The following is a 12,978-nucleotide window of genomic DNA, read 5'->3' as shown; positions in this document are numbered from 1 at the left end:
CTGCCCGCGTTCCTCACTTTCTGATGATGCGGATGTCGACGCGCCGGTCGCACTGGAGCCTGTCCTCGGTGGTCATCCGGCCGCCCGCGCTCCGGCCCTGCTTCGCACACCCCGAGGGCAGGCCCCGGCCGTACGCCGTCACGCGCGTCAGCCCGAGTCGGGTCAGGACCTTCTTCACGGCGTCCGCGCGTGCCTGTGACAGCCGCTGGTTGTTGTCCGGCCGGCCGCGCGGGTCGACGTAGCCGAAGACGGTGACGCGGCTGCCGGGGGTGGTGCGGGCGCTGACCGCGACGTCGCTCAGCAGCGGGAGCGCCTGGGCGCGTACGACGGAGGACTCGGTGTCGAAGAGGGCCGCGCCGGGGAGTTCGTAGGTCTCGGGGCGGTCGTTGCCGTAAGTGATCGCGGGGTCCGGGGGTGGTTCGCGCCGCGCGCCTTGGTGTCTCGCCGTGCCGATGGCCGTCGGTGCGAGGGTGCAGGAGGTGCCGGGGGCGGTGGCGCGGCCGGCGCCGCACAGGGTGCGCCACAGCCTGGTCAGCCAACTGCGCTGGGCCGAGGTGGGCGCGGACCGGCCGTCGGCCGGCTGGCCCAGCCCGGCGAGGGTGAGGTGGACGCCGGCCAGGGCCGGCTTCTCGTCGCGGGCCGCGCAGACCCGTGCGATGGCGTTGATCTCGCTGTCGTCCCTGAAGGCGGCCGAGCGCAGGTCGGCGCAGCCCGTGGTGGACAGCCCGTCGGTCAGCACGAGGAGGTTGCGCCTCCCGGCGGCGGCGTCCAGGGAGGCGGCGCCCGCCGTGAGGGCCGCCAGGACGTTGCTGCCGCCGCTCGGGGCTGCGGCCCGCTGTGCCTTGCCGACGAGGCGGGTCAGGCAGTCGACCGCCTGCTTCTTCCGTTCCTGCTGGTTGATCGGGTTGTCGTTGTCCTTGACCCAGTCGGCGGAGCGGCCCTTGGCCGTCCAGGTGATCTGCGCGGTGTCGCCGCCGAAGCTGCCGACCGCGACGGTGTCCTTGCGGCGGACCACGGCCGCGAGGAGGCCGCCGATGCCGTGGGCGTAGTCCCGGCTCCGGGAGGTGGCGCGCGCGCCGCGTACGGAGGCGGAGGTGTCGACGAGGATCACCGTCTGGCCGGCCGCGTCCGCGGGGCCGCCCTTCATCCACGCGCAGGCGTCCAGGCGCGGTGTGTCGCCGCACGCGGTGATCGAGCCGGCCAGGAGCACCACCGCCAGGGCCCCGGCGAACGCGGGCGCTCCCCTGCGGCGCCCGCGTCCGGTCCCGGGGTCGACCGGCTTCAGGGGGCTCACGGTGCGAGCTCCTCGACGTCGGTGACGGTGTCCACCCATGAGAAGGGGCTCAGCCCCATCTGGCGGCAGAATTCGCTCAGGGCCTTGTCGTAGGCGTTGGCGTACTCGAACAGGCCCACCTGCTCATGGTTCTTGGTGGCGGCCGCGAGGACTCCGGCGAGCGCCTCGGCGCCGTTGCGGCGGGTGTGGGTGAGGGCCTGCATGACCTTGCGGAAGTCCTCGTCGGCGAGCGCGGCGGCGAACGGCACCAGCAGCCGGCGTTCGGCCGGGCCCAGGGTGCCGAGGAGTTCGAGTTCGCTGATGACCTTCAGCCAGCGCTCGGTGCGCGCCTGTACCTGGTCCGCCTTGAGTTCGCCGAGGCGGTGCTCCTCCGACAGCCGCAGTTCGGCGAGGTGGAAGGGCAGTACGTGTTCGCGCAGTGCGGGGTCGATGCGCATGCGTACCGACGGCCGGCAGCGGATCAGGCCCTTCTCGTCGTTGTAGCACCATCCGCCGCGCAGCTCCTTGTTGACCGCCTTCTCGGCGGCCACCGGGTCGCGGGGGTCGCAGGTCCGGGCCACGGGCCAGGCGCGGCGCAGCAGTTTGCAGCGGGCCGCCTCCTCGTGGATCGCCGCGCGCTCGCGCAGGGTGTCCAGCGTCATCTCCCGGCTGCTCCAGCGGAAGTGCGGGACGAGTTCGAAGGCGAACACATCGCCGTGGGCCGCCACGGACAACGTGTCCTCGCCGGGCGGCAGTTCGACTCCCACCTCGGCCTGTGCCGCCTGGCCCAGGGGCGGGGTGTCGGTGCTGCCGGGCTCCTCGCCGGGCTCGGCGGCGGTGGCGGCTTCGGCGTTGCTCCTGCCCGTCACCCGGCGCCACCAGTGGCGGAGCCTGGTGCGCAGTCCGGTGCGCTCGGTCATGGGCGTTCTCCTTGTCGTGACGGGTGTGGCACGTGTCGCGGGTGTGGCTCGTGTCGTGGGTGGGCGCGTGCGGCGGGGTATCGGCTCGTGTCGCGGGTGTGGCTCGTGCGGCGGGTAAGGCTCGTATCGCGGGTGCGGCGGTCAGGGAGCGGTGGCGGACGCGGGGCCGCCGGGGGCCAGTTGGTGCCTCACCTGCCGGATCGTGCGGGAGTCGGGATGGCGGCCGGCCCACATCGCGAGGTAGAAACCGGCGCGCGGGGTCAGGGGCCGGGCGCAGATCCGCGGGACGAGCGCCTCCAGGAAGGCGGCCAGTTCCTTGTCGGCGTCCGCCGCCAGCAGCCAGCGCCGCAGCAGGTCCCAGGCGCGGGTGGAGCTGTCCTGGCCCATCAGGGCGTGGCGCCAGAGCCGGACCAGGGCGTCTTCCCGGTCCCGGTCGGTCATGGCGGCGTCCGCCAGGACGGGCCGGTCGCGGCGGTCCGGTCCGGCGCCGTAGCGGCTGAGGATGAGCATGGTGCGGATGGCGTGCTTGGTCAGATGGTCGTTGTCCGAGGTGATCCAGCGGTCCAGGGCGTCGGCGGTGGGCCCCGGGGACCCGGCGAGATAGAGCCAGGACATCGAGAAGGCCACCGAGCTGCTGAACGCCAGCTCCGGTCGGGTGCCCAGTTCCCGCAGGGCCCAGAGGGTGTCGGGGACGTCCTGGGCGCCGACCAGGGTGCCGTACGCGCGGGCCGCGCTGTCCTGGAACTGCCAGCGGGGGCTGCTCACCCAGCTCCTGATCTGGCCGCGCACCCGCTGTACCAGTCGCGGGTCGTGGGCCGCCATCTCCAGGGCCAGGGCTGCGGACTGGCGGTAGGCCGCGGACTCCCCCGCCCAGTGGCGGATCAGGTCCCGGTAGACGCTGTCGAAGTCGTGGCTGAGCAGGATGCCGGCGATCTGCGCGGCCCGTACCCGGATCCGCTCCAGGGGCTTGGCGACCAGCGCCGTCAGCCATTCGCGCAGGGGATCGCGCAGGCTGTCGTAGTCGTGCCAGGCGACCTCGATGACGGCGTGCATCAGCTCCTCGTCGACGAGCCTGGCGCGCCGGGGGTTGTCCGGGGCGGCTCCGTCGGACGCGGCGTCGGCGGCGGCGCGCATCTCCGGCGGGATGAGCTGGTCCAGTTCCCGCTCGAAGACGTGGTTGGTGGGCGCCGGTTCGCGGGTCTCGTAGCGCGGCAGGACGACCGCGCTGAGCACGTCACCCGCTTCGAAGACGTCGGAGAGCGGGTGGCCGTGGAAGAGGGCGTAGGCGATGCGGAACGCCTGGCGGTGCGGGTCCAGTACGGGGCCGTGCGCGGTCTCGGTGGGTACGTGCAGCAGTTGCTTGGCCAGGCGGCGCAGCCGGTCGCGCCACTGGCCGATGACGTCGCTCAGGCTGGTGTCCTCGGAGTGGATGCTCCGGGCGAGGGCCTCGGCGAACTCCACGACGCTGCGGACCGACGGGGCGCCGTCGAGAGTGCGCCGCACCTGTGGTGACTCCAGCATCCGGGTGACGAACGCCGTGGTGTGTTCGGCGGTGCAGTCCGGCTGTCCGCAGACCCCGGGGTGTCCCGCGAGCAGCCGGCGCAGGTGGACGGCCAGGACGTCGCCGAGGGCGGGACGCCGGTGTTCGACGGCGTGCGGCCGCATCCGGTCGGGGTCGACCACGCCCAGTTCGCCGATCACGACGAGGTAGGCGCGCTGTTTCCGGGCGAGATGGGCGAGTGTCTCCAGCGTGGACAGCTTCACCGGCTGGTCGCCGAGGTCCACCACGAGGCCGCCGGGGGTGAGCAGTTCGTCGGCGCGCCGGCACAGCGCCTGGAGGATGCCCGGGGCCTCGCTGTGCAGGATCTTGATGCTGTCGTCCGGGCAGCAGCCGGCGAGCAGGGTCAGCGCCGTGGACTGCCGTCCGCTGCCGGGTGCTCCGGCGAGGAGCAGGACGCGCTGGGCGGCGAGCCGTGCGGCCATCCGCGTCTGCTGGTCGACGGGCCGATGCGCGTCCAGGTACCGGGCGAGGGTCAGCGGGGAGACGCTCAGCACCTGGATCTCGATGCCGGCGTCCCCGCCGAGGGTGAGCTGCTCGGCGTAGAAGGCGGAGCCGCCGCCGGTGGCGACCGCGCTGCGCTTGAGCTTGTTGAGGGCGTTTTGCTGACGGGCCTGCTGGTAGCGGGTGAAGTCGCCGCCGTCGCCGGATTCCCGGCGGGGCGCGGCGCGGCCGGTGTCCGGGGCCTTCGGGGGCCGGTCGCCGTCGCGCGGCGCGGTGGGGTCCGCGGGGTCCGCGGTGGCGTCCGTACCGGCGGCTTCGGTGCCCGCTGACGGCGCGTCCGCGATCGGCTCGGGCGGTTCGGCCGCTTCCTGGACGGGCGCGTCCGCGGCCGCCGGGGCGGACTCCTCGCCCGGCGCCTCCTGCGGCGCCCCGTCGTTCGCGCCGGTTTCTTCCGCGGTGCTCACGACCGCCCTCCGCCCTTGGCGTCCCGGCCCTCGTAGTAGTTGGCGTCGCCGCTCCCGGTGCTGATGGGGCTCCGGCTGGCGTGGAAGGTGTGTCCGCCGCCCGGGGCGGCCGGCCGCGCGGCGGTCTCGCTCACCGGTACGTGCGCGCGCAGCGCCTCGGTGATGTGCGGCAGGTCGAGGTGCGCGTACGGCACGCGCAGATGCAGGGTCTGCCGTTCCGCCAACTCGGCGATGGTGGCGGGGAGTTCCTTCTTGGTGGGCAGGGCGGCCGTGTCGATGAGCACGGGGATGACGGTCCGGCGCCACTGGAGCGCCCAGTGGATCTCGTCGTGGACGAAGTCGCCCGGTACGTCGATCCGGCGGCGGCCGTCGGCGTCGCGCAGCGACAGCCAGTTGGGGCCGATGAGGACGAGGAGCACGCCGCAGTTTTCGAGGTGGCGCCACAGGTCCGGGGGAAAGTGCACACCCGCCGGCATGGTGCGGCGGTCCCGGAAGACGTGCTCCGGACCGAAGGTGTCCTTCAGTTCCTCGTCGAGCAGGACGGCCGCTTCCGCGGCGTCGCCGGTCCGGTAGTTGATGAAAGCGCCGGCCATGGTTTTCTGCCTTTCCTCTTTTTGACTGGTGACTTCCGAATGCCTGGTGACTTTTGGCTGGTGGCTGGTGGCTGGTGACAGCGGTGGATCGCGGCAGCCGGCGCCGCGGGGGTCGGGCTGACGGGACAAGGGGGGTGATCCTGAGATTCACAGGGGTTTCAGACGCGGTCAACGCGTTGCCCCGGGCCTTTTGGGCGGGCAACGGAACACCGTGGGTACGGCGGGAGTCCGGCTCCCGGCGCTGTGAGGTGCGGCGGAAGGGCGGCAGAAGTCAGGCGGGAGTTACCGGCCCGGTCCGGTGGGTGTGCAGGCCGGTCGCGATATGCGGGAGGGTCCGGCGGACCAGAGGATTCTTCGGCCAACGGTTGAGCGCGCGGCTCAGGCGGAGGAGGTCGGCGCGGATGGTGGCCGAGTCCAGGAGCGCGACCTGATCGGCGACCGATTCGGCGATCACACAGGCCCGTTCGATCTCGCCGACGTGTGCCAGGGCGAGGGCGAGCCGGGCGCCGTACCGGGCCCGGGCCCGCAGGGACTGCGCGGGAATGGCGTCCAGACCGTCACCGAGGAGGGAGACGGCCTCCGCCGGGGAGCCGAGATCGTGCATGCACCAGCCGGCGACGAAGGCCGTCAGATCCGGCAGATGGACGCTGCCCAGCACCGGGTCCTCGCCACCGGGCGCCTGGGCGCCGGAGCTCAGCTCCGCGCCGCGCTCCAGCGCCCGCCGGCACGCGTCACGGTCCCCCACCAGGGCGTGCCCCTGCGCCTCGCGCTGGGCGGCGAGCCCCTGGATGCGCGTGCTGCGGGCCTGTCCGGCGGCCCGCCGTGCGAGCTGGACGGTGGCGACCGAGTCGCCGCTGTAGAGGGCGAGTTCGGCGCGGCGGATCAGGGCGTAGGCGGCCAGTTCGTCGTCACCGCCGTCAGCGGCGAGCTGGACCGCCTGCTCGGTCCACCACAAGGACGCCGAGTCGCTGCCCGCCTCCTGGGCCATCCAGCCGGTGTATTCGGCGAATCGGGAGGCGAGCCGCAGGACCACGTCGCGGTGGGCGGGCCGGGCCTGGTGGGCCATGCCGCGCAGGGCGCTGGTGGCCGCGATGCAGAGCTGAGCGACGACGGCCGGGCCGTAGAGCTGTCCCAGTCGCCGGAACTCGTCGAAGACATTGCGGAAATACGGCAATGCCGCGTTCGTTTCCCCGCTTTCGAGGAGAGGGGGTGCGAGGGACCAGCTCACCACCGCGGACGGCACGGCTCCGCCACCGAGAGAAGCGGGGTCGAACGCCACGAAGTCGCTCTCGCCGCCGGCCCGCATACGCAAGGTCCAAGGAGTGCTGACATCCGTCCCGGAAAGGGGCGCCGCGGCGGCGCTCCGCTCGGCGGCGGGAATCAGATGCGCCAGTTGCCCGCCGGCGTCGAGGGCGCTGTCACATAACTGCGCGAGATCGCGGCTGGGTGTCTTGACGCCGCGCTCGACCTTGCTCAAATGCCCTTTGGAAAAGGAGAGCAGAGTCGCCAGTTCCCCGAGAGAAAGCCCCGCCTCGATCCTTCGCCGGCGTAACTCCGCGCCGAACCTCACCGGAATCCGCTGCATCCCGCTCGCCCCCCTCGTCGTTCGGGACTGGTGAGGGGAGTGTGCCATGGGTCACACCGAGAATCGTATGCTCTTCAACCTATTGTTTGCTATCGGTTTCATCACGCTCCGCTTCCGGACCGGCAGCTCATCGTCACCGGCGCGAAGAGATCCCGCGGCGAGCGGCTCGGAAGACGCGGTGAGGCCCCGCGCACGGGGGAGAGCACGGGACCTCATCAGGCATAACGTGCTGGGCGCGGGAGACGTTCCCGTTCGGGAAGATTTTCCGGAAAACGTCTTGCGGTGGGCGGTGGGCGGTGGGTGGGGCCATGGGAGGTGCCGGATCGGATCGCCGGTCGGGCCGGCGACCGGGCGGGGTCGCTCAGGCGTCGTCCTGCACGAGCCGCTCCAGCATGTCCTGGAAGTCGATGTCCACGACCACCCGCAGCCCGTCGCCGTCCGGCTCGCTCAGCGGGGTCATCACGCCCCGCCGCCACCAGAACACATTGGGGCTGATCGCGCCGGCCGCCTCCTCGTGCCCGGCTGCGGCGAACTGCGCCATCGCCTGCAACGCCGGGATGACCTGGGCGTCCTGGATGCGGTGGAAGGCCAACTGGTGCCGGAAGGGCATCGCCACCAGCGCCCCGTCCGGGGTGAGCCCGGTGCCCATGATCCGCTGGACGAGTTCGTCCAGGACCAGCACCCGGCTGGCGGTGAAGAAGGAGTCGCCGAGCAGCACCTCGAACGCCGATCCGTCGCCCCGGCGCACCGTCTCGTGGCCCTCGACGGGAAGCGCCCGCAGGTTGTTCATCGCCCGGATACGCAGCTCCGCCACGTCCCCGAGATCGGCGAGGGAGTCCTCGCTCAGCATCTGCACCGCCTCGGGCAGATCGAGGGCGAGCACTTCGCGCAGCCCCGGGGCGGGCTCGCGGCCGTAGCGGAAGGAGTCGGAGGCGGGCAGGGTCTCCTGGGCGACGACGCGGGGGTAGAGGCAGGCGCGGATCTCGTCCTCGGTGAGGGTCTCCAGCGGCTGCGGGCCGTCCATGGTGCGCAGGACCTTGCCCACGTGATCACGGACCAGGCCGGGCCAGCTTCGCTCGCCGCGCCGGTCGCGGTGGCAGACCGCGGCGAGGTTGCCGAGGCCGAACTGACGGCCCGAGGAATCGGTGACCACGCCCGCGTAGGCGGTGACTTCGAGCCCCTCCTCAGCGAAGGCCATGCGGACCTGCGACCGGAAGACGCCGCCCTCCCGCTCGGAGAAGAAGGGGAACTCCTCATCGCGTGCGAGGTCGCGGGAATCCCGCTTCGGTCCTCGGCGGAACAGGCCCATCTCTTCCTCCCGGCGACGGCCACGAATGACGGCCATTATCGGGCCGATCGTAACGGGTGCGCCGGGGGCCTCCGACACGTTCCACCGGGCCACCGGGGCCTGTCCGGCGGCCCGGTGGCCGCCCCAGGACGGCCGGACGCCCCTTGCCGTTCCCGGCCGGGCGCCCGGCCTCCGGAGTGGTCAGCCGCCGATGCTGACGTCGATGCAGGCGTAGAAGGCGTTGGCGGTGTCGGCGATGTTCCACACCGCGAGAATCTTCTGTTTGCCGGTCAGGCCACCGAAATTGACGCGGTGGGAAACGGTCGCGGGCGGCTGCGCGCCACCGTCGTTGAATTCGGCGATCTTCCGGCCACCGACGAAATACTGCCAGGTGCTTGTGGAATGACGGGCGGTCAGTTTCCAGTTGAAAGTCTGCGAGCTGCCGATGGGGGTGACCCGCCAGCCCTTGGAATCGTCGTCGAGTTCGGCGAACCGGCTGTTGCCGCCGCTGCAACTCCTCAGCCCCTTGGGGCCTTCGACGCTCTGCGGTTCCCACTTGATCGGTCCGCAGGCGATGGTGCCGGCGGCGCACTGCGCTTGCCGGCTGGGCGGTGCGGACACATAGCCGTGCGCGCTCGCCGGGCCGGCCGGCATGGTCACCACGAGGAGGGGAGCGATGGCCGCGCCGATGGCGACGGCCAGCCTTCTTTTCTTGTTCATGTCAACCCTTTCGCGAGGGAGGCCACCACGCGAGAGCAGGATGCGACGCCGGGGGGCGTCGTACGTCCGCCCTGGGCAGCCTCGTTGAGTGGGGGGTGGATAACGCGAAGGTGTTCCGCGACGACACCCCCGGGCCCGCCCGGCGCCGACACCGGGCAACCGCGGCCGGAGGCGCGACTCGCCAATTGGTCTAGACTTTACTCAGCGGCCGCGAACGGTCAAGAGGTTGTGCTCGTTTCGCGGCCCGGGCGTAGCAACAGCCGTTCCTGGCCCAGGAGTTGGTCGGCCGTGGAGTCGCCGTCAGCCCGCCGCCAACGCATGCCGGCGCGCCCAGACACCGGCCGAGATCCTCGCCAGCAGCCGGGCCGCGGGATCGTCCACGTCCCGGCCCATGGCGAGCCGCCCGGAGTAGCAGCCGACGATGACGTACGGCGGGGCGTCCGGCGGATACACGATGCCGGCGCTGTGCCGGATGCCGCGGATCCATCCGTTCTTGGACGCGATCCGGGTCCCGGCCGGCAGTCCGGCCGCCAGGTCCACCCGGTGGACGTTGGCGGTGAGCAACTCCAGCGGCTCGCGCGGCAGCCAGCACAGCAGCCGCGCGAGGTCGGCCGCCGTGACCAGGTTGGTGACGCCGGCGGCGCGGGCGGCGACATCCTCGATGCCGCGGTGGGTGACGCTGTGCCGCGCTCCCGCCAGGCGCCAGATCTCGTTCACGGCGTCGAGCCCCACATGGGCCAGGCAGATGTTCGTGGCGAGGTTGGAGGAGTGGGCGACCATCCGCCGGGCCAGCAGCCGCAGCGGCGCGCTCCGGCCCAGCAGCCGCCACGTCCCGGCGTCACCCTCCCGGTCCGGGGTGAGCGCGAAGGGCGGCGCCGGCACGGCGGAGGCGAACCGGTTGCGTACCGGAACGGGCGCGTCCAGGTCCAGATCGCTGCGGTAGAGGGCCGCGAGGACGGCCATCTTCATCGTGCTCGCCGCGTAATAGGTGCGATCGGCGTGTCGACTCATGTGAGGGCCCGTACCGAGCCGGGCGACATGCAGGGACAGCATCATCATTCCTTCGCGATCAACATTCCTTCGCGGGCACGTGCGGGACGGGGCGATCAAAGCGATCATGACCGGTTCCCGGCGGTGTCGCGTACGGGCCGCCCCCACGGCGGCCCACCGCCCGGTCGCGGCTCATGACAGCAGGTTGACCTGGAACGCCCCCGTCATCGGTGACGGCACACGCGTCCGTCTCTCATCGGGCCCCCCTCGCACCCCGCGGATGCCCCGCGTGACCCGCGTCATTTCGCCCGATTGGTCTTCCGCGTAGGGTCGCGGACGGCCCGGGAGGGCGCCGGACCGTTCCGGACGGCCTCGGACGCCCCCGGTCCCCGCGCGCCCCGCCCGCCTTCCGCCAGTCGTCAGTCGAGGACGCCCATGCCGATATCCCCCGACCTCTCCCCTGTCATAGCCGCCACCACTCAGTGGCTGCTGCGGGCCTACCCGGCCACCGGCGGTGCGAGGAACGCCGCGCTCGCGGAAGGCCAGGCCCGCCAGGCGGCCACCGTCGCCGCCTGGCTGCGCTACCCGACAACGACGGACGCCGCCCTGGTCACCCTGGTCGGCCCGGGCGGATCCGCGCGGCTGGACCGGCTGACCGGAGCCGACGCCGTCCCCGCCGACGAGGCGGAGGCCGCGTGGCGCAGTTGGGTCGACGAGGTCGTGGCGAGCTGGGCGGCCTGCCTGCTCACCTCGCGCGCGCTGGCGCACGACGCGGTGGCGGCCCTCGCGGGTTCCGACCACCTGGCCGGCCTGCCGGTCGACTTCCGTTTGCTGACCGAGCCGAGGGACGGCGACCGCCGGGCCGCCGCCCTGCTCCGCCACCCCGACCTGCTCGCCCCGGTCGCCGACCTGCACCGCGCCACCCTCCGTCGGCTCCTGGAGCCCGACCCGATCGGCGCGGGCTGACCGCCGGGGCCGCGGGCTGACCGCCAGGGTTACGCGCCCGACCTCTCAGGGGCGAACACGGGGGGGCACTACCGCGCGCATCAACGTGCCCACCACCGCGCCCACCACCGTGACGTCGCCGTACGGCGGCCGGGCGCGGTCAAAACCCGTGATCGCCCTCCCGGGCGGTCGCCACGCTGAAGAGACCGCCATCGGGGTCGCGGAGGGCGGCCTCGCCCTCGGCCGACCCCCAGGCCGGATTCACCGGGGCGACACTTCCGCCCGCCTCCACCGCGGCCGCCGTCGCCTTCTCGATGTCGCGGACCGGGAAGGTGACATGCCAGCGCGGCCGGATATGCGGGTCCGGGGCGGCTTCGACGGCACCACCGCGCAAGGTGGCGACCACGCGTAGCTCGTCGCGCACGACCACGGAATCGTGCTCGTAGGTGACGCCGCAGCCGCCGTCCCGCTCATCGGCCCAGCCGAACACCCCCGCGTAGAAGATGGCCGCGTCGAAGGCGTCGCGGGTGCGCAGCTCCAGCCGGGCCGGCGCACCGCCCCGTCCGACATTCCAGGCCAGGGTCTGCCCTTCCCAAAAGCCGAAGTCCGCGCCGTCGCGGTCGGCGGCGAGCGCCGCGCGCCCCTCACCGAACCGGAGCGGGCCGACGGCGACGGTGGCGCCGCGTTCCCGGATGCGGGCCGCGGTCTCGTCCGCGCTCTCGACGGCGAAGTACGGCGTCCAGGCGACGGCCCTTCGCATGCTGGGCGCCAGCGCGCCGATTCCCGCCACCGGCTGCCCGTCGGCCAGGGCGACCGAGAACTCCTCGCCCAGCTCGCCCGGGCGGAAGCTCCAGCCGAGGACCGCCGCGTAGAAGTCCTGGGCGGCACGCAGCTCGCGGGCCATCAAGCTCACCCAGCACGGAGCACCGAGTACGGGGGTGGTGCGTCCTGTGGCCAACATGAAGGTGCCTCCTCCGCTCCGCGTCCGCTCACCACTGTGCCAGCGACGACGCGGTGCCGCTCTGGCAGCGAGCGCCGCTCGCCGGCACCCGGCACCCCCGCCACTCCGGCACGCGGCCCCCGGCACCCGGCGCCCCCGTGTCGACCTTGGCAGCGCCCCGCCACCGCCCCCGGGCCCGCCGCCCCGGGCCACGGCGCCATATCCGTACCCCCGGCGACTGGCGCCCCGCACCCGCACGGCAGAAGGTGGAGTCAGGTGCTTGTGCCCGAGAGCGGGCAGTGGTCGTACCACTAGGCCGTGGAGGTGAGGCGCGGGACGACGCGGCGCCCTCGCAGAGCCGTCATCGATCCGTCGCAGATCCGCCCAGCCACTCACCGACCGAGGAGCGATCGCCGTGACCTCCTTCCCCCGCACGGCCGACAGCAGCAGCCCCGACCGGCTCCCCGACACCCGGGCCCGCTTCGCCGAACTCCTGGCCGAGCCGGACGCCGAACGACGCCAGAAACTCCGCGATGACCTGGTGTGCGCGTGGCTGCCGCTGGCCCACCGGCTGGCGCGGCGCTACAGCGGCCGGGGGGAGAGCGACGAGGATCTGCGGCAGGTCGCCGCGGTCGGCCTGGTCAAAGCCGTCGACCGATACGACCCGGCCACCGGCACCCCGTTCCCCGCCTACGCGGTGCCCACCATCCTCGGCGAGCTGCGGCGCCATTTCCGCGACGACCTGTGGGCCGTGCACGTGCCGCGCCGGACGCAGGAACTGCGGATGGAGGTCTACCGCGCCCGCGAGGAGCTGGAGACCCACTGCCCGGGGCCGACGGTGCCGACCGTGCGGGACCTCGCCGACAAGACCGGCCTGACGGAGGACGAGGTGCTGCTGGGCCTGGAGGCCCAGGAGACGTTCACCGCCCTCTCCCTCGACCGGCCCCTGGCCACGGAAGCGGACCGCCCGCTCCGGCTCGCCGACACCCTCGGCGACGACGATCCCGCCCTGGAACTCGTCGAGGAGCGCATCGCGGCCTTCCCCGCCCTGCGCGGTCTCCCCCACCGCGAGCGACGGATCCTCTACCTGCGGTTTTTCCGCAACATGACCCAACGCGAGATCGCCGACGAGATCGGCATCTCCCAGATGCACGTCTCCCGCCTTCTGCAACGCTCCTGCGCCGTGATCCGGGACGTCGTACGCGCGGACGGCTGATACGCCAGTGGAGTAGCCGACCCCGCGCCTGGCATATCGCCC

At 72.8% G+C, this 12,978-nt stretch carries 11 protein-coding genes; 2 read left to right on the top strand and 9 right to left on the bottom strand.

Translation table 11 applies throughout. The features are described 5' to 3' along the window. Positions 1–13: 13 nt before the first annotated feature. From ACZ45Z_RS02880 to ACZ45Z_RS02845, 8 genes are all read right to left on the bottom strand, one after another. Positions 14–1,294, bottom strand: a complete 1,281-nt coding sequence (locus ACZ45Z_RS02880; RefSeq protein WP_468354973.1) for an OmpA family protein — start codon at positions 1,292–1,294, stop codon at positions 14–16. Next, on the bottom strand, positions 1,291–2,193 hold the full coding sequence (locus ACZ45Z_RS02875) for a hypothetical protein (RefSeq protein ID WP_468354970.1): 903 nt from the start codon (positions 2,191–2,193) through the stop codon (positions 1,291–1,293). The genes ACZ45Z_RS02880 and ACZ45Z_RS02875 overlap by 4 nt, the downstream gene beginning before the upstream one ends. A gap of 141 nt (positions 2,194–2,334) precedes the next feature. After that, positions 2,335–4,659: a hypothetical protein gene (locus tag ACZ45Z_RS02870; RefSeq protein WP_468354967.1), complete on the bottom strand. Its 2,325-nt coding sequence runs from the start codon at positions 4,657–4,659 to the stop codon at positions 2,335–2,337. Continuing rightward, positions 4,656–5,252 (bottom strand): TIR domain-containing protein, encoded by a 597-nt coding sequence (locus ACZ45Z_RS02865; protein ID WP_468354964.1) that lies wholly within the window; start codon positions 5,250–5,252, stop codon positions 4,656–4,658. The genes ACZ45Z_RS02870 and ACZ45Z_RS02865 overlap by 4 nt, the downstream gene beginning before the upstream one ends. Positions 5,253–5,523: 271 nt before the next feature. Then, the gene (locus ACZ45Z_RS02860) at positions 5,524–6,837 is read right to left on the bottom strand and encodes a helix-turn-helix domain-containing protein (protein WP_468354961.1); all 1,314 of its coding nucleotides are present in this window, start codon (positions 6,835–6,837) and stop codon (positions 5,524–5,526) included. 361 nt (positions 6,838–7,198) lie between these two features. Continuing rightward, positions 7,199–8,146 (bottom strand): DUF1444 domain-containing protein, encoded by a 948-nt coding sequence (locus ACZ45Z_RS02855; RefSeq protein WP_468355555.1) that lies wholly within the window; start codon positions 8,144–8,146, stop codon positions 7,199–7,201. A 180-nt stretch (positions 8,147–8,326) separates the two neighbouring features. Next, the gene (locus ACZ45Z_RS02850) at positions 8,327–8,845 is read right to left on the bottom strand and encodes a lytic polysaccharide monooxygenase auxiliary activity family 9 protein (protein WP_468354958.1); all 519 of its coding nucleotides are present in this window, start codon (positions 8,843–8,845) and stop codon (positions 8,327–8,329) included. Positions 8,846–9,145: 300 nt separating this feature from the next. Next, on the bottom strand, positions 9,146–9,898 hold the full coding sequence (locus ACZ45Z_RS02845) for a serine hydrolase (protein ID WP_468354955.1): 753 nt from the start codon (positions 9,896–9,898) through the stop codon (positions 9,146–9,148). 378 nt (positions 9,899–10,276) lie between these two features. Between ACZ45Z_RS02845 and ACZ45Z_RS02840 the strand changes: the two genes are divergently transcribed. After that, a complete protein-coding gene (locus tag ACZ45Z_RS02840; protein WP_468355552.1) occupies positions 10,277–10,801 on the top strand; it encodes a hypothetical protein in 525 nt (174 codons plus the stop codon). Positions 10,802–10,940: 139 nt separating this feature from the next. Here the strand turns inward: ACZ45Z_RS02840 and ACZ45Z_RS02835 are convergent, their stop codons facing one another. Next, positions 10,941–11,741, bottom strand: a complete 801-nt coding sequence (locus ACZ45Z_RS02835; protein WP_468354952.1) for a VOC family protein — start codon at positions 11,739–11,741, stop codon at positions 10,941–10,943. Between the two features lie 394 nt (positions 11,742–12,135). Here ACZ45Z_RS02835 and ACZ45Z_RS02830 point away from each other — a divergent pair, with 394 nt between their 5' ends. Next, on the top strand, positions 12,136–12,936 hold the full coding sequence (locus tag ACZ45Z_RS02830; RefSeq protein WP_468354949.1) for a SigB/SigF/SigG family RNA polymerase sigma factor: 801 nt from the start codon (positions 12,136–12,138) through the stop codon (positions 12,934–12,936). The last annotated feature ends 42 nt before the right edge of the window (positions 12,937–12,978 follow it).

The sequence above is a fragment of the Streptomyces sp. NPDC031210 genome (genome assembly GCF_055570395.1).
The sequence above is the reverse complement of the archived record's forward strand: the minus strand, read 5'-3'. Positions and strand labels throughout refer to the sequence as shown.